At 64.6% G+C, this 16,350-nt stretch carries 15 protein-coding genes; 12 read left to right on the top strand and 3 right to left on the bottom strand.

Annotated elements, in window-relative coordinates:
* The first annotated feature begins 12 nt into the window (after positions 1–12).
* From AABD04_RS13610 to AABD04_RS13595, 4 genes are all read left to right on the top strand, one after another.
* Complete coding sequence (locus AABD04_RS13610) at positions 13–1,560, top strand: GMC family oxidoreductase (protein WP_341441502.1); 1,548 nt, start codon at positions 13–15, stop codon at positions 1,558–1,560.
* Entirely contained in the window at positions 1,550–3,472 is a 1,923-nt protein-coding gene (locus tag AABD04_RS13605; RefSeq protein ID WP_341441501.1) for a putative nucleotidyltransferase substrate binding domain-containing protein, read from the top strand. The genes AABD04_RS13610 and AABD04_RS13605 overlap by 11 nt, the downstream gene beginning before the upstream one ends.
* Positions 3,473–3,496: 24 nt before the next feature.
* Positions 3,497–6,175, top strand: coding sequence for an MGH1-like glycoside hydrolase domain-containing protein (locus AABD04_RS13600; protein WP_341441500.1), 2,679 nt, complete (start codon positions 3,497–3,499; stop codon positions 6,173–6,175).
* Between the two features lie 83 nt (positions 6,176–6,258).
* Entirely contained in the window at positions 6,259–7,365 is a 1,107-nt protein-coding gene (locus tag AABD04_RS13595; RefSeq protein ID WP_341441499.1) for an alcohol dehydrogenase catalytic domain-containing protein, read from the top strand.
* A 3-nt stretch (positions 7,366–7,368) separates the two neighbouring features.
* Here the strand turns inward: AABD04_RS13595 and AABD04_RS13590 are convergent, their stop codons facing one another.
* Positions 7,369–8,157 (bottom strand): ABC transporter ATP-binding protein, encoded by a 789-nt coding sequence (locus AABD04_RS13590; protein ID WP_341441498.1) that lies wholly within the window; start codon positions 8,155–8,157, stop codon positions 7,369–7,371.
* A 91-nt stretch (positions 8,158–8,248) separates the two neighbouring features.
* On the opposite strand from AABD04_RS13590, the gene dapB reads away from it, so the two are divergent.
* From dapB to AABD04_RS13575, 3 genes are read left to right on the top strand one after another with little or no spacing between them, the layout of a single operon-like run.
* On the top strand, positions 8,249–9,007 hold the full coding sequence (dapB, locus tag AABD04_RS13585; RefSeq protein ID WP_243593276.1) for a 4-hydroxy-tetrahydrodipicolinate reductase: 759 nt from the start codon (positions 8,249–8,251) through the stop codon (positions 9,005–9,007).
* A gap of 50 nt (positions 9,008–9,057) precedes the next feature.
* Positions 9,058–9,477 (top strand): hypothetical protein, encoded by a 420-nt coding sequence (locus AABD04_RS13580; protein ID WP_243593613.1) that lies wholly within the window; start codon positions 9,058–9,060, stop codon positions 9,475–9,477.
* Positions 9,478–9,483: 6 nt separating this feature from the next.
* Complete coding sequence (locus AABD04_RS13575; RefSeq protein ID WP_341441497.1) at positions 9,484–9,936, top strand: flavodoxin family protein; 453 nt, start codon at positions 9,484–9,486, stop codon at positions 9,934–9,936.
* A gap of 171 nt (positions 9,937–10,107) precedes the next feature.
* Here the strand turns inward: AABD04_RS13575 and AABD04_RS13570 are convergent, their stop codons facing one another.
* On the bottom strand, positions 10,108–10,551 hold the full coding sequence (locus AABD04_RS13570; protein ID WP_341441496.1) for a hypothetical protein: 444 nt from the start codon (positions 10,549–10,551) through the stop codon (positions 10,108–10,110).
* Between the two features lie 136 nt (positions 10,552–10,687).
* Between AABD04_RS13570 and AABD04_RS13565 the strand changes: the two genes are divergently transcribed.
* The 4 genes from AABD04_RS13565 (at position 10,688) to zwf (ending at position 14,927) form a co-directional block, all read left to right on the top strand.
* Entirely contained in the window at positions 10,688–12,049 is a 1,362-nt protein-coding gene (locus tag AABD04_RS13565; protein WP_243593273.1) for an OFA family MFS transporter, read from the top strand.
* Positions 12,046–12,162 carry an MFS transporter small subunit gene (locus AABD04_RS25165; RefSeq protein ID WP_423228146.1) on the top strand — a complete coding sequence of 39 codons (117 nt, stop codon included), beginning with the start codon at positions 12,046–12,048 and terminating at the stop codon, positions 12,160–12,162. The genes AABD04_RS13565 and AABD04_RS25165 overlap by 4 nt, the downstream gene beginning before the upstream one ends.
* 35 nt (positions 12,163–12,197) lie before the next feature.
* Positions 12,198–13,406, top strand: a complete 1,209-nt coding sequence (locus AABD04_RS13560; protein WP_341441495.1) for a winged helix-turn-helix domain-containing protein — start codon at positions 12,198–12,200, stop codon at positions 13,404–13,406.
* 66 nt (positions 13,407–13,472) lie between these two features.
* Positions 13,473–14,927: a glucose-6-phosphate dehydrogenase gene (gene zwf, locus AABD04_RS13555; protein ID WP_341441494.1), complete on the top strand. Its 1,455-nt coding sequence runs from the start codon at positions 13,473–13,475 to the stop codon at positions 14,925–14,927.
* Between the two features lie 3 nt (positions 14,928–14,930).
* Here zwf and AABD04_RS13550 read toward each other — a convergent pair whose 3' ends face one another.
* Positions 14,931–15,410, bottom strand: a complete 480-nt coding sequence (locus AABD04_RS13550; RefSeq protein ID WP_341441493.1) for a hypothetical protein — start codon at positions 15,408–15,410, stop codon at positions 14,931–14,933.
* A 140-nt stretch (positions 15,411–15,550) separates the two neighbouring features.
* Between AABD04_RS13550 and thyX the strand changes: the two genes are divergently transcribed.
* On the top strand, positions 15,551–16,303 hold the full coding sequence (gene thyX, locus AABD04_RS13545) for an FAD-dependent thymidylate synthase (protein ID WP_243593612.1): 753 nt from the start codon (positions 15,551–15,553) through the stop codon (positions 16,301–16,303).
* Positions 16,304–16,350 lie beyond the last annotated feature (47 nt).

Below are 16,350 nucleotides of genomic sequence, written 5' to 3'. Positions count from 1 at the left end.
AAGGAGCCTGCAGTGACAGACACCCAGTTCGATTACGTCGTCGCAGGAGGGGGCACGGCGGGATGTGTGCTCGCCGCGCGACTGAGCGAGGACCCCTCGGTCAGCGTCTGCCTCGTCGAAGCAGGGCCGACCGATGTCGGTGACAAGGCGATTCTCGAATTGGCGGAGTGGATGCATCTGCTCGACTCCGGCTACGATTGGGACTATCCCGTCGAACCGCAGGAGCGCGGCAACAGCTTCATGCGGCACGCACGGGCGAAAGTGCTCGGCGGCTGCTCGTCGCACAACTCCTGCATCGCCTTTCACCCACCGGCGGAAACCCTCGACGACTGGGCCGCGGCCGGTGCGACGGGATGGAGCGCATCGGACATCCTGCCGTTCGTCGCGCGCGTGGAGAACAACGACACCGGGCGTGGACACGACGGCCCGGTGCGGATTCGCGACGTGCCGCCGAACGATCCGTGCGGTGCGGCAGTGCTCGAATCTGCCGCCGGGATAGGTCTTCCGACAGTCGCATTCAATCGCGGAACGCCCGTGCTCAACGGTGCGGGCTGGTTCCAGATCAACGCGGGAGAAGACGGCTCGCGGATGTCGACCTCGCATGCGTACCTGCACCCGATCATCGGATCGCGGCCCAACCTCGAGGTACGCACCGACTGCTGGATCAGCGAGATTCTGATCGACGAGTCACTGACCGCGACGGGTGTGCGGTACCAACGCCCCGACCTGACCGGCTACGACACCGTCTCGGCGCGGCGCGAGGTGATCGTCACCGCCGGTGCCATCGATACGCCGAAGTTGTTGATGCTCTCCGGAATCGGACCGGCGGCACAGTTGCAGGAGATGGGGATCACCGTTCGGGTCGATTCACCCGGCGTTGGCGAGAACCTCGACGACCACGTCGAAGGCCTGGTGTTCTGGGAGGCGAGCAAGCCGATGGTCACCACGTCCTCGCAATGGTGGGAGATCGGGGTGTTCGCGCAGACCGATTCGTCGCTGAACTACCCGGACATCATGATGCATTACGGCAGTGTGCCGTTCGACATGAACACCCTCCGCTGGGGCTACCCGACCACCGACAACGGGTTCTGTCTGACTCCGAACGTGACGCAGGGGCGCTCGCGTGGCACTGTTCGACTGCGCAGCAGAGACTTTCGTGATCGGGCAAAGGTGGACCCGCGTTACTTCACCGACGCCGACGGCCACGACGACGCGGTGATGCTCGCCGGTCTGAAGCTGGCGCGCGCTATTGCCGCAGACGGTCCACTCGCGGGTTGGATCGAACGCGAACTCGCCCCCGGGCCCGACGCCGTCACCGACGACGACCTGCTCGACTACGTACACAAGACCCACAACACGGTCTACCACCCGGCAGGCACGGCGCGGATGGGATCGGTGGACGACACCATGGCCGTGCTCGATCCCGAGTTGCGCGTCAAGGGCATCTCGAACCTACGCGTGGTCGACGCGTCGGCGATGCCGAAGCTGCCGTATGTCAATCCCAACATCACGGTGATGACCATGGCGGAAAAGTGCGCCGACCTGATCCGTGGCGGATAGATCGGAGCTTGCCGACTTCCTCGGCGCGCACCCACCATTCCAAGGCGCGTCACCTGCGGTACTGACCGACATCGCCGCAGTCGCCGTCGCACGCGAGTACGGCGGTGGCGCATGGGTTGTGGGCCCGTCGCGGATCGACGCCTCGGCCGATGCCGACACCGTGTGGGTGGTGCGCACCGGACGCGTGGTGATCACGCACCCGGACGCGACTTCTCCCACCGAGGTGCCGATCGATAGCATCGGTCCGGGTGGAGTCTTCGGTTTCTCGGCGCTGCTCGTCGGCGGGACGGTCGAATTCTGTGCGCGAGCAATCGAACCGAGTGTCGTTCTGCAGTTACCCGGTGCGCTGGTTCGGCCGTTGTTCGCAACGCCCACCGGTCTGGCGTTTCTGGCCGATGCCGTCAACTCCTCTTCTGCATACCGTGGGGGACCGGTGGAGGGCAGCGCAGGCCGGACCGTCGGCGAATTGGTCTCTGCGCCTGCGGTGTTCACGCCCGTCGGCACCACTGTTCGAGATGCCGTCCGGCAGATGACCGAGCAGGGCAGCTCCTACGTTCTGGTTCCGCTGCGTGGTTCACGCCACGGCATCTTCACCGACCGCGACCTCCGAATTCGTGTGGTGGCCGCCGGCATCGGCGTCGACACTCCTATCGAGAAGGTCATGACCTCGCCCGCCGAGACCGTCACTGCGGACCGGTTGGCAGGCACCGTGCTGATGGACATGCTCGAGCGAGGCATGCGCCACATGCCGGTGGTGTCCGCTCGCGGTGAGGTGCTGGGCGTCGTCGAGGATTCGGATCTGCATGCCGCATCCACGCGACGCAGTTTTGTGGTCCGTCGAGCGGTGGCATCGGCATCGACTTCCGCCGAACTCGCGGACGCAGGCAGGCTCGTGCCCCGCCTGGTGGTGGATCTGTTCACGGGCGGAACCGATGCGATGGCGGTCAGCGCGATCCTCTCCGTCGTGGTCGACAGCCTCGTCCGCCGGGCCGTCGAGATCGAATGGACCGCACGTCCGGACGTACCCCGTGACCACTTCGCCTGGATCACGCTCGGCAGCGTGGCCCGTCGAGAAGCCATGCCCTCCTCGGACGTCGACAGCGCATTGACCTGGTCGGATGCAACCGCGGACCCCGAGGTGCGAGGGACATCGAACGCGGTGACGAGAACCCGCGACGAGGCGCTGATGGATCTGGCGGCTCGCGTGCACGTGAGCCTCGACGGTGCCGGGTTGCCGTCGGATACCAACGGCGCGGTCGCGAGCTCGCCCCGATTCGCACGCTCGGCCGGTCAGTGGGAAAGGGCCGCGGCTCACTGGCTCAGCAACCCATTCGGCGATCGAGGAAACCCGGCTGGGGACTCCGGCCTCATCATGTCCTCTCTGATGATCGACGGCAGAGTGGTGTGGGGCCCTCGGGCACTGCACACCGTGCCCGAGGCCTACCGTCGACTCCTGGTCGATCACCCCGACGCATTGCGGTTGCAACTGCGTGATGCGCTCGCCGGCCGCGCGCGGTTGCGTTCGCTGCGCGACGTGCTGGCTCGGCGCGGCGGCACGTTCGACCTCAAGGCCCATGCGCTGGCTCCCATCGTCAACCTCGCTCGGTGGGGTGGGTTGTCGGTCGGCATCGCCTCGTCTTCGACTCCCGCGCGGCTCGCGGCGGCGTCGGGCAACGGCATGCTCTCCGAACGTGATGTCGCCGCCCTGACCGAGGTGTTCGCCCTGCTGCAGCGGCTCCGACTGTCACATCAGATCGACCAGATCACGGCAGGCCACCGCCCAGGGGACGTGCTGATCATGGCCGATCTGTCGCCGCTCGAACGAAGCCTGCTGACCGACGGTGTCCGCGAGATCGCCGCGGTGCAGCGTCGCGTCGGGTATCTGGCGGCCAACGTCGGCGTGCATCGTTGAGCGCGAACGACCAGACTGTGTGCCGTGACCACCAATCCCGTGAGCGTTCCCATCCCGTCCACCGTCGAACACCATCGGCTGGCGGAATCGCCCGGGGTCAGCGGCCCGTGGCGGCAGTGGGGACCGTACCTGGCGGGACGGCAGTGGGGGACGGTTCGTGAGGACTACTCGGAAGACGGAAACGCCTGGGCGTCGTTCCCGTTCGATCAGGCGCACAAGCGGGCCTACCGCTGGGGTGAGGACGGCATCGGGGGAATCTGCGATCGCTTCGGGTTCCTGAACTTCTCGTTCGCACTGTGGAATCGCAAGGATCCGATCCTCAAGGAACGGTTGTTCGGTCTCGCCAACGAAGAGGGCAATCACGGCGAGGACGTCAAGGAGTACTTCTGGGCGGTCGACGGAACACCGACACACAGTTGGATGCAGTGGCTCTACCGCTATCCGCACGCGGAATATCCCTACGCCCAACTGAGGGAAGAGAATGCCCGACGCGGCCGTGACGACCGCGAGTACGAGTTGGCCGACACCGGGATCCTCGACGAGAACAGATTCTTCGACGTCCAGGTCACGTATGCGAAGGCCTCGCCCGACGACATCTGCATCACCATTTCCATCACCAACCACGGACCCGAATCGGCGTCGGTCGACCTACTGCCGCACCTGTGGCTGCGCAACACGTGGTCGTGGGGGCGCGACGACCGAGGTGGTTCACTGGCTCAGCTGACTCCACCGGACCTCATGGCAGGTGGACTCGAAGCCATCGCCGTCGACCACGGATTTCTCGGTCGCTACTACCTCAGTGCCGAAGGAACGCCGGCAGTTCTGTTCTGCGACAACGAAACCAATGCCGAAGCCCTGTGGGGACAGGAGAACATCTCCGCCTATCCCAAGGACGGCATCGGCCGCCGCGTCGTCGACGACGATCTCGATGCGGTCAACCCCGAGCAGACCGGAACGAAGGCGGCGTTCTGGTATCGATTCGACGATATCGCTCCTGGTGCAACCGAATCGGTGAAACTGCGATTGTCGCCCAACCGTCCTGACGAGCAGACGTTCGGGACCGGATTCGATGCGGTCAACATCGATCGCCGGGCCGAGGCGGACGAGTTCTACGGCGCGGTGATCGGTGCCGACCTCACCGACGTCGACCGACACGTGGCACGGCGCGCCTATGCCGGGTTGCTGTGGACCAAGCAGCTCTATCGATACGACGTCGAGGAGTGGATCGAGGGCGACAAGGTCGGCGCTCCGGCACCGGACTCGAGGCAGGACCCGGGTGGACGCAATGCGCACTGGCGTCATCTGGCGCTGGCCGATGTGATCTCGATGCCCGACGAGTGGGAATACCCGTGGTTCGCGGCCTGGGACCTGGCGTTCCATGCAATTCCGTTGGCGCACGTCGACGCCGATTTCGCCAAGGAACAATTGGTGCTCATGTGCCGGGAATGGGCCATGCACCCCAATGGCCAACTGCCCGCGTACGAGTGGGAGTTCGGTGACGTCAACCCGCCCGTGCACGCGTGGGCGGCGTGGCACGTCTATCGCATCGACGGCTATCGGGATCGCGAATTCCTGGTGCGGGTGTTCACCAAGCTGCTGCTCAATTTCGCGTGGTGGGTCAACCGCAAGGACTCCGAGGGCTCGAACATCTTCGAGGGCGGATTCCTCGGCATGGACAACATCGGCTTGTTCAACCGCTCTGCTCCGCTGCCTCCCGGCTTCCGGCTCGAGCAGTCCGACGCGACGAGTTGGATGGCGTTCTACTGCCAGCAGATGTTCAAGATCGCACTGGAACTCGCGCGTCACGACAGCGCCTGGGACGACGTCGCGACCAAGTTCTTCTCGCACTTCCTCTCGATCGCCAAAGCTGTCAATTCGTTCGGCTCTCAGCATATTTCGCTATGGCACGAGGAGGACGGCTTCTTCTACGACGTTCTCGTCCAACCGCAGGGCGACGCGGTGCCGATGCGGGTTCGGTCGATGGTCGGCCTGCTCCCCATCCTCGGGGCCACGGAGATACCGCCGTGGGTCGAGGAGGAGTGCCCCGACCTCACCGCTCGGCTGCGATGGATCCAACGCCGGCGACCGGAGATGGTCAGCCCATTGCTGGCCCGGCGTGAGGGCGGCGAGGTGCGCATGCTGCTGACACTGGTCCAACCCGAACGGCTCAAGCGCATCCTGGCCCGCATGTTCGACTCCGAGGAGTTCCTGTCGCACTTCGGAATTCGATCGCTCTCGGCCTCCTATCGCGAGCCGGTGACCTTCGACGTCGACGGCCGAAGCCTGTCCATCGAGTACGAGCCGGGGGAGTCGCGTACCGGGATGTTCGGTGGCAACTCCAACTGGCGCGGTCCGGTGTGGTTCCCGGTGAACGTGCTGCTGGCCGACAAGTTGCGCGCGTACGGCCGGTACTACGGCGACTCGTTCACCATCGAAATCCCCACCGGCTCCGGCAACCATCGCACTCTCACCGACGCCGCCGACCTGATCGACAACGGTCTCGCCGGACTGTTCCGGCCGGTGGACGGCAAGAGACCTGCCGACGGTAATCGCATCGAATCGAGTGCCGATCCGCTGTGGAGCGAGCACCCGAGCTTCAACGAGTACTTCGACGGAGACACCGGCGAGGGACTCGGAGCCACGCACCAAACTGGCTGGACCGCTCTGGTTGCGCACCTGCTCAGACCACGTCTGCCGCTGTGAGGGCCTGCGGCCCACGTGCACGAAAATTCGTAGTGGGCTACGAAGTTCCGCGCACATGCGGCGGAGCCGCATAGTCTGGCGGGATGAAGATTCGCGGCGCAGTACTCGAAGAAATCGGCCGATCACGTCCCTTCGCGGACTCGCATCCCATCACCGTCTCGGACCTCGAGCTCGGCTCGCCGGCCGAGGGCGAACTGCTGATCAGAATTGAAGCCGCAGGGCTGTGCCACTCGGACCTGTCGGTGGTCGACGGCAATCGAGTTCGTCCGGTCCCGATGTTGCTCGGCCACGAGGCCGCAGGCCGAGTCGAGGAAGTCGGACCCGGCGTCGACGACATCGAGGTCGGCACTCGTGTCGTCATGACATTTCTGCCGCGCTGTGGCGAATGCGCCGGCTGCGCCACCGACGGCCAGATGCCCTGCGTCACCGGCAGTGCGTCGAACAATGCCGGCACACTGCTCGGCGGCGGCATCAAGTTGCACCGGGACGGGGAAGAGGTCAAGCATCACCTCGGCGTCTCCGGATTCGCCACACACGCGGTGGTGAGCCGAAAGTCGGTGGTGCCGGTCGAGGACGACATCCCGGCCGACATCGCAGCAGTCCTCGGTTGTGCGGTACTGACCGGCGGCGGCGCGGTGCTCAACGCCGGAACTCCCAAGCCCGGACAGTCGGTGATGGTGGTGGGCCTCGGCGGCGTCGGCATGGCAGCCGTTCTGACGGCCGTATCGGTGGGTGCCGGGGAGGTCATCGGTGTCGACGGCGTCCCGGACAAGCTGTCCACTGCATCCGAACTCGGTGCCACACAGGTCTACTCACCCGCCGAACTCGCGGAGAAGGGAATCAAGGCAGACATCGTCATCGAGGCGGCAGGTAACGCACGCGCCTTCGAAACTGCGGTCGCGGCAACGGCTCCGGGAGGCAAGACCATCACCGTCGGCCTCCCCGCACCCGACGCCCGCTCGTCCATTGCACCCTTGGGTCTGGTGGCGGAAGCTCGCACGATCATCGGCAGCTACCTGGGCTCCGCTGTGCCTGCACGCGATATCCCGACCTACGCCCAGATGTGGCGTGAGGGACGGCTTCCCGTCGAGAAGTTGATCTCGTCGCGAATCACGTTGGACGAGATCAACCGCGGCATGGACGAATTGGCCGACGGCAACGCAATCCGTCAGGTCATCGTCTTCGACTGATCGTCAGCGGTGGGCTGCTGTGGCGACCCACCGGCCGCGCTGCTTCGAGATGTCGATGGGGTGGTCGAAACACTCACTGATGTTGTCTGTGGTCAGCACCGCGTCGACGGTTCCCTGCGCCTGCACTGCGCCGTCGCGGATGAGTAGGGCGTGGGTGGTCGAGGTCGGGATTTCCTCGAGGTGATGAGTGACCAGGATGCTGGCCAGGGTCGGGTGTTCGGTGCGCAGCGAGTCGAGTGCACTCAGAAGTTGTTCGCGGGCAGCGAGATCGAGCCCGGTGGCAGGCTCGTCGAGCAACAGCAGCGCCGGGTCGGGGAGCAGAGCACGCGCGATGAGCGCTCGACCTCGCTCGCCCTGCGACAGTGTGTGCCACGACGCGTCGAGTCGATGACCGACACCGAGCGACTCGATCAGCCGGTGAGCCCGTGCGATCTCGCTGTCGGTGGCCGACCATCGTGGGATCAGGTCGGGGGTGTTTGTCAGTCCGGTCAACACGACCTGGAGCAACGTCAATGGAGCCTCGACCTTCAGACGGGGATCGACGTGGCCGATGTGCGTCCGCAACTCGCGCATGTCCACTTGCCCGAGGCGATGACCCAGGACGTGCACGGAACCCTGCGTGGGATGAACGAGCGCGCCCAGCAGGCTGAGGAGGGTGGATTTGCCCGCGCCGTTGGCACCGAGCAACACCCAGTGTTCACCCTCCTCCACCCGCACACTGGCGTTGCTAAGCAGGTATCGACCGCCGCGGACGAGATCGACTCGGTCGGCGAACAGGACGCTGGAGGACACCGGACGACCGTAGCTGCCGGGGTGGATCGCGGAGAAGTAGGCTCTGAGGTCGGTAGAACCGACAAGACGACGAAACGAGTGTGGGTACGACGTGAGTGCAACGGCACCTGTTCGAGTAGGGGTACTGGGGTCACGCGGCAAGGTCGGTCAGGCCATCTGTGCCGCCGTCGAAGCAGCTGATGATCTCGAGCTCGTGGCTACTGTCGACCAGGGCGATCCGCTGGCGAACTTCGTCGATGCGAACGCCCAGGTGGTCGTGGATTTCACCCATCCCGACGTGGTGATGGACAACCTGCAGTTCCTGATCGAGCAGGGCATTCATGCCGTGGTCGGCACCACCGGTTTCGACGACCGGCGGCTCGAGCAGGTTCGCGAATGGCTGGCAGGATCGCCGCAGACGGGCGTCCTGATCGCACCGAACTTCGCCATCGGCGCGGTGCTGTCGATGCGATTCGCGCAGCAGGCCGCACGGTTCTTCGACTCGGTCGAGGTGATCGAACTGCACCACCCCAACAAGGCCGACGCGCCGTCGGGCACGGCGTACCGCACTGCCGCCCTGATCGCCGAGGCGCGCGCTGCCGCAGGCACTGCACCGAGCCCCGATGCGACGACGACCGAACTGGACGGCGCACGTGGTGCCGACGTGGACGGAGTGCGTGTGCACTCGATCCGGCTTGCGGGACTCGTTGCGCATCAGGAGGTTCTGCTCGGCACGCAGGGGGAGACCCTGAGCATTCGGCACGACTCGCTCGATCGAACGTCCTTCGCGCCCGGAGTCCTTCTCGGAGTCCGTGAGATCGCCGGACGCCCGGGGTTGACCGTCGGCCTCGATCCGCTGCTGGATCTGTGAGCTGATCGACGGTGAACAAAACGACGAAGGTACTCGCCATCATCACGGTGATGGTGCTGATCCTCGGCTTCTACTTCTTCCTGCTCGGCCAGCGCGGTGTGACGCTTATCCAGAACGGTGGCGTGGCGAGCATCTCCCTGGGGATCGGGGTTCTGCTGCTACCGATCCTCGGGTTGTGGATCGTGTGGGCCACCCTCAAAGCGGGGTTCGACCATCAGAGACTGGCCTCGCGCATCCGGGACGAAGGCCTCGAACTCGACGTCTCCGAGCTTCCGAGAAGGCCGTCGGGACGGATCGAACGCGACGCGGCGGACGAGCTTTTCCAGCAGATCAAGACCGAGTGGGAGAAGGATCCGGACAACTGGCGCAACTCGTACCGATTGGCGCGCGCCTACGACTACGCCGGCGACCGTGGACGGGCGCGCGAGACGATGAAACGTGCTGTGGCACTGGAACGTGCAGAGAGCTGATGTAGCGTGACGCGCACCCTGTTGGTGGTTCACCACACGCCGAGCCCGCTCACCCGCGAGCTGCTCGAGGCGGTTCTCGCCGGAGCACGTGATCCCGAGATCACCGGCGTGGACGTGCGCAGTGTGCCTGCTCTCGGCGCGACCGTCCCGGACGTACTCGAAGCCGACGGCTTCCTCTTCGGTACACCGGCGAACTTCGGCTACATGAGCGGGGCGCTCAAGCACTTCTTCGACACCGTGTACTACCCGTGCCTCGATGCCGTGGCCGGAAAGCCCTACGCCGCCTGGGTTCACGGCAACGACGACACCGTCGGTGCCGGACGGGCCATCGAGAAGATCGCGTCGGGGTGGGGTCTCGAGAAGGTCTTCGGCACCCTGCATATCGCCGAGAGCGGCAAGCCCACACGTGAGCGATGCTACGAATTGGGCGGCACAGTCGCGGCCGGACTGTCCGACTGACGGCTACATTCCATCAGGGGCTTCGACCTTTAGGCCCGGTTCCTGCCCGAGCGGTGTCGATCGGTGCCCCCGGGGGCTACGACGGTCGGCCGGTGCTGACTCACCCCGTCGAGGAACCCGGATCGACCCAACTCGCAGACGCCCTGAGGGCACTTCTTCGGAGCTACTGACTCAGTCGGATTCGGCGGGGGAGTCCGCGCGCAGAATGTCGTCGGCGGGAATCTGCAGCGGAATCTCGAGCAGACGTTCCGGCCAACTCGGGTACGCGGGCCGAATCCACACCCGGTTGTCGTCGAGTTGCGTCATCAGCACCCGCCGCCACGGCCAATCATCCTGCGGTGCAGACAAATCGGTCATCGACTCCAGGGGCAGGGGTGCCTTCGTCCAATGTGGAGCCGACAGCGATGCCAGACCGCGATCCTCGAGGTGGGCGATCGCAGTCTCGATCGGAACGCCCCGCGCAACGATGATTCCGACGGGATTGACGGCGTCGACCAGATAACCCTCGTCGTGTTCGTCCTGTGCATTCGTGTCGTGTGCAACGGTCCATCCGATCACCTCGCCGTCGGAGGCTCGTCTCACCGGCAATCTGCTGCGCCACCGCTCGATGTCCACACTCTCGAGGTTACGCGGCGCGATTCGGTGAGTTCGGCGAAGAAACTATTCCCGAATGTGAGCAGGCAAGTCGATGCCGTGTTTGACTGCAGGAGATAGTTGATGTTTGTACCGCTCTCGATACCAAGGGATTTCGATGACCCTCCGCATTCTCGATCGCTCCGCCATCGTCGCGACACCCGAGTGGAGTCGCTGGTTGATACCCCCGGCGGCGCTGTCCATCCACCTCGCGATCGGATCCGCCTACGCCTGGAGCGTGTTCAAGAACGCCATCTCCCAACCCGACGCGCTCGGACTCAGCGGAACCGTGACCGCCATCCCGTTCCAGCTCGCCATCGTGATGCTCGGGCTGTCCGCCGCGATCTTCGGAACTCGTGTCGAGAAGAACGGCCCACGGTGGGCCATGGCCGTCTCGCTGGTGTTCTTCGTGTCCGGACTGCTGTTGTCGGCGCTCGGCATGGCGCTCGGACAGTTCTGGCTGGTGATCTTCGGTTACGGATTCGTCGGCGGTATCGGCCTCGGAATCGGCTACATCTCTCCGGTGTCCACCCTGATGAAGTGGTTCCCGGACCGGCCGGGCATGGCCACCGGAATCGCCATCATGGGCTTCGGCGGAGGCGCACTCATCGCATCCCCGCTCACCAGCCAGCTGATGGTCAATTTCGGCGGCTTCACCGACGGTTCCATCGCCAAGACGTTCCTCACGCTGGGCATCGGATACGCGGTGTTCATGGCACTGGGAGTCGTGCTCATCAGAGTGCCCGCCGAGGGATGGACTCCGGCCGGGTGGACCCCGCCCGCGTCGTCGGCGATGGTGTCGACGCACAACGTCTCGGCCGCGAACGCGGTCAAGACACCGCAGTTCTGGCTGCTGTGGGTCGTGTTGTGCTTCAACGTCACTGCCGGGATCGGCATTCTCGAACGCGGATCGGGTATTTACCAGGATTTCTTTCCCGACGCGACCTCGCCCGAATCCTTGGCCGCCGCGGCCGCCGGCTTCGTCGCGTTCCTCTCCTTGACCAACATGATCGGACGGTTCGTCTGGTCGTCGGTATCCGATGTGGTGGGGCGCAAGAACATCTACCGGATGTATCTCGGCGTCGGCGCACTGCTGTACCTCTACATTGCTCTGTTCACGAACACCAACAAGATCCTGTTCATGGTGTCGGCCCTGCTGATCCTGTCTTTCTACGGCGCGGGATTCGCGACGGTTCCGGCCTATCTCAAGGACCTCTTCGGCACGTACCAGGTAGGCGCGATCCACGGACGGCTCCTCACCGCGTGGTCGGTCGCCGGTGTGCTTGGGCCACTGATCGTCAATGCCATCGCCGACGCCGGGGAGCCGGGAACCACCGGCCGGTACCTGCCGGCGTTCTACGTGATGATCGGACTGCTGGCGGTCGGGTTCCTGGCCAACGAAGCAATCAAGCCGGTTGCCTCGAAGTACCACGAATCGGATCACACGGGTTCGGCAGCCACTACAGGAGCGAAGGCATGAGCGGCGGAAAGAAGCAGGTCACGATGGCGGTTGCATGGGCGTGGGTTGCCGTGCCGTTCGCCTACGGACTGTACGAATTGATCCTCAAGGCGGCGAATCTGTTCAGCACCTGAGTGGACGTGTCGGTGGGCCGTGACAGGCTGGTTCGATGCAGGAGATGAGTGCCGCCGCCGCTCGTCGCACCGCCCTGGCCGCACAAGGGTTGGCGTCGAGGCGGTCGCGTACTCGACCGGCGAGCAAGGCCGCGGTGCACGCAGCCATCGATACCACCGGGTTGCTGCAGATCGACTCGGTGTCGGTGGTGGTCCGAGCGCACTACGCACCGGTGTTCAGCCGTGTCGGTGCCTACGACCGCACGATCGTCGACGACGCCGCGTGGACCGACACTCCGCGTCGACCTCGTCGGTTGGTGGAGTACTGGGCTCATGAGGCCGCACTGCTGCCCGTCGAGGACTGGCCACTCATGCGATGGCGAATGGAGTTGTATCGGCACGGGCGGTGGGGCGGAGCCGCCCGCATTCTCGAGCGCGAACCAACGCTCGTCGACGACGTCCTCGCGGTGATCGGCGACAACGGTGCGGCCAGCGCGGGTGAGATCGAGAAGCACCTCGAGGTGGACACGCCCGGTGGCAAGGGGCCGTGGTGGGATCGGAGCGATGTCAAGGTCGTCTGCGAGCAGCTGTTCGCGGCCGGCGTGGTGACCGTGCCGGCACGAACGGGGTTCGTGCGACGGTACGAGCTCAGCGAACGGGTGATCCCGGAGGACGTTCTGCTCAGACGGGTGGACGAATCGGATGCGGTGCGTGCACTGATCGAGAAGTCTTCTCGGGCACTGGGAGTCGCTACCGAACCGGATCTGAGGGACTACTACCGGCTCTCGCAGAAGCAGGCCAAGGCGGCCGTCGCCGACCTCCTGGAGGACGGAGTCCTGGAGGAGGTGACGGTCCGCGGCTGGAACGCCCCGGCGTACCTCCACCGCGAGGCCAAGACGCCGCGAACCGTTACTGCTGCCGCGTTGCTGTGTCCTTTCGATCCCATGATCTTCTACCGGCCGCGAGTGGAAAGAATCTTCGGCTTCCACTACCGAATCGAGATATACACCCCGCAGCACAAGAGGATTCACGGGTACTACGTGTTTCCGTTCCTGCTCGACGGGCATCTGGTGGCCCGCCTCGACCTCAAAGCGGTGCGAGCGCAGTCCGAACTGCACGTGATCGCGGCGTACGTCGAAGGCGACCGCAATGCCGGTGACATTGCGCCTCGACTGCGAGACGTGCTTCGGGAGATGGCGGATTGGCTCGAACTCGAACGGGTGGTGGTGGGGGACAGGGGAGACCTCGCTGCCGCGCTTCGTTGAATTCTGTCGAGAGGGCCGGCGTTCTGCCGACGTGCACTCGGGCAGAATCGGTGCCACTATCGAACCGTGACTTCGCCCCGGACGGATACTGCCACCGAACTGCCACCCCAGGTCGTCGTTCTGTTCGGGGCGACAGGAGACCTGGCCAAGAGAAAATTGCTGTCCGGGATGATGCATCTGGCGTTGTCCGATCTCGCGCCGAACATCCGCGTCGTCGGAACGTCGCTCGAAGAGATGTCGACCGACGAATTCCGCGCTCTCGCTCGCGAATCGATCAACACCTACTCGAGTCGCAAAGTCGGCGACGAGCAATGGAGTCGTTTCGCCTCGCGACTGACGTACGTGTCGCAGAAGGCAGGACCAGCGGCGCTGGGAGAGGCCGTGGCCGAGGCCGAGATCGAACTCGGCGGCAGTGCCAAACGCCTGCACTACCTGTCCGTTCCACCGAGAGCTGCTCTCGCAGTAGTGGATACGCTCGCATCGGCAGATCTGGTGAAGCGCTCTCGGATCATCATGGAAAAGCCGTTCGGTACCGACCTCGAGAGCGCGATCGCGCTGAACGCTCGCGTGCACGAGACGTTCGACGAGGATCAGATCTTCCGCATCGATCACTTTCTCGGCAAGGAACCCGCGCAGAACATCCTGGCGTTCCGCTTCGCCAACGGGTTGTTCGAGCCGATCTGGAACCGAAATTTCATCGATCACGTGCAGATCGACATCCCGGAGGAACTCGCCCTCGACGGACGCGCCGGATTCTACGAATCCACCGGCGCGTACAAGGACATGGTGGTCACGCACCTGTTCCAGGTGCTCGCGTTCATGGCGATGGAACCACCGACGGCACTCGAACCGCGTGCGATCGGTGAAGAGAAGAACAAGGTGTTTCGATCGATGGTCCCGCTGGACCCGAAAAATGTTGTGCGCGGACAATATACGGGCTACCGCTCGGAGGAAGGTGTCGCCCCCGACTCCGACACCGACACGTTCGTGGCACTGAAATGCGAAATAGACAACTGGCGCTGGGCCGGTGTGCCGTTCTACCTCCGTAGCGGGAAACGTCTCGCCGAAGGCCAACGCATCATTTCGATAGCGTTCCGAGAGCCACCGAAGAGCATGTTCCCGGCCGGTTCGGGGGTGGGAGCGCAAGGTCCCGACCACCTGACCTTCGACCTGGCCGACGCATCCAAGGTGTCGTTGTCGTTCTACGGGAAGCGGCCCGGGCCCGGGATGCGCCTGGACAAACTCAGCATGCAGTTCGCCACTCACGAGACCGAACGCGCCGGCGACGTGCTCGAAGCGTACGAACGGTTGATCCTCGACGCCATGTACGGCGACCACACACTGTTCACCACAGCCGAGGGCATCGAGCGGCTGTGGAAGGTGTCCGAGCCGCTGCTCGCCGATCCACCCCCGGTGCGCCTGTACGCACCGGGCTCGTGGGGGCCCAACGCCATTCACCAGCTCATCGCTCCACACGCATGGCGGTTGCCGTTCGAGCGGGAGTGGCGCGAGAAGAAGTAGGCGCTAGTTGTTCCAGCCGCGATCCTTGCGCATCTGATCTCGTAGTGCGCCTTGAACGGCCTGCGACAACCACGAATTGAGTGACACTCCGCTGTTGTTCGCGGCGTCCTCGGCACGTTCCTTGATCTGCTCGACCAGTCGTAGCGTGACCCGTCGCACCTCACCGGACACATCGTCCATCGTCGGGTATTCCTCGGTGACGGGCTCCGCCGGATCGCCGTCGTGCAGACCGAGCACCGGGCCGTCGCGTCGAACATCGGCGTGCGCCTGCGTACCGTCGAGGCGGACGGTGACCGTATGACCGTCCAGGTCGTTCGACACCTCGGCCGCAAAGTCCGACAGCGCGGTGAGCAGCATCAATCTGGCGGAGGCCTCCGCCGTCTTGCCGAGTGCTTCGGCAGTCTGCCGAGTGTGCTCGTCGCCCAGAGCGGCTGCCGCGAGTAGATCCGTTCGTAGCGACGCGGTGTACTTGTCGAGTTCCATGACGCCAGTGTGACGTCATACATGACGTCGGTCAAGCATCCCTGGTGGCGTCATGTGACAGCACCGTGACGCCATCGTTCGCCGAGCGTCGATACCGCGTTTAGGGTTGTGCGGTGTCAGCAGAAAACGAAGGTAGAGCTGTGCCGCGGACGGTTGCGCTGAAGGTGCAGCTGGTCGCCCGAACCGAGTTCGTTCCGCCCGCCGACATTCCCTGGGAAACCGACGCGGACGGCGGGCAGGCGTTGGTCGAGTTCGCCGGTCGGGCGTGCTATCAGAGCTGGTCCAAGCCCAATCCTCGGACCGCGACCAATGCGTCGTATCTGCGTCATCTGCTCGACGTCGGGCACCTCTCGGTTCTCGAGCACGCGAGCGTGACGTTCTACATCACCGGAATCTCGCGATCGTGCACGCACGAACTGATCCGGCACCGGCACTTCTCCTACTCGCAGCTCTCGCAACGATTCGTTCCTGAGCACGACGCCAACGTGGTTCTTCCACCGGCTGTCGAAGGTGATCCCGAGCTCGAGGCGCTGTTCGCATCGGCAACCGAAGCGAGTCGTGCGGCGTACACCGAACTGCTCGGTGCGCTCGAGGGCAAGTTGGAATCGGTCACCAATGCGGCATTGCGCGGCAAGCAGGCACGACAGGCCGCTCGGTCGGTGCTGCCGAACGCGACCGAGACTCGCGTGGTGGTGAGCGGCAACTACCGGGCATGGCGGCATTTCGTATCGATGCGCGCATCGGAGCATGCGGACGTCGAAATTCGACGCGTCGCCGTCGAATGTCTGCGTAAGCTCGTGGCAGTGGCGCCGGACGTATTCGGTGACTTCGAGATCTCGACACTGCACGACGGCACGGAAGTGGCTCGCAGCCCGTTCGTGACCGAGGTCTGACGACGAGGTTCGGTGGCGACCGCGAGCGGGTCTCGGAACACGGTGTC

This window comes from Rhodococcoides navarretei (assembly GCF_038069675.1).
GTDB classification, from domain to species: Bacteria; Actinomycetota; Actinomycetes; order Mycobacteriales; family Mycobacteriaceae; genus Rhodococcoides; species Rhodococcoides navarretei.
The sequence above is the reverse complement of the archived record's forward strand: the minus strand, read 5'-3'. Positions and strand labels throughout refer to the sequence as shown.

What these genes read in the sequence shown, in the direction of transcription:
- AABD04_RS13560 (WP_341441495.1), top strand. Translation starts at nt 12,198, where the DNA reads ATGCAGGAGATGAGTGCCGCCGCCGCTCGTCGCACCGCCCTGGCCGCA.
- AABD04_RS13580 (WP_243593613.1), top strand. Translation starts at nt 9,058, where the DNA reads ATGGTGCTGATCCTCGGCTTCTACTTCTTCCTGCTCGGCCAGCGCGGT.
- AABD04_RS13595 (WP_341441499.1), top strand. Translation starts at nt 6,259, where the DNA reads ATGAAGATTCGCGGCGCAGTACTCGAAGAAATCGGCCGATCACGTCCC.
- AABD04_RS13550 (WP_341441493.1), bottom strand. Translation starts at nt 15,410, where the DNA reads ATGGAACTCGACAAGTACACCGCGTCGCTACGAACGGATCTACTCGCG.
- AABD04_RS25165 (WP_423228146.1), top strand. Translation starts at nt 12,046, where the DNA reads ATGAGCGGCGGAAAGAAGCAGGTCACGATGGCGGTTGCATGGGCGTGG.
- AABD04_RS13565 (WP_243593273.1), top strand. Translation starts at nt 10,688, where the DNA reads ATGACCCTCCGCATTCTCGATCGCTCCGCCATCGTCGCGACACCCGAG.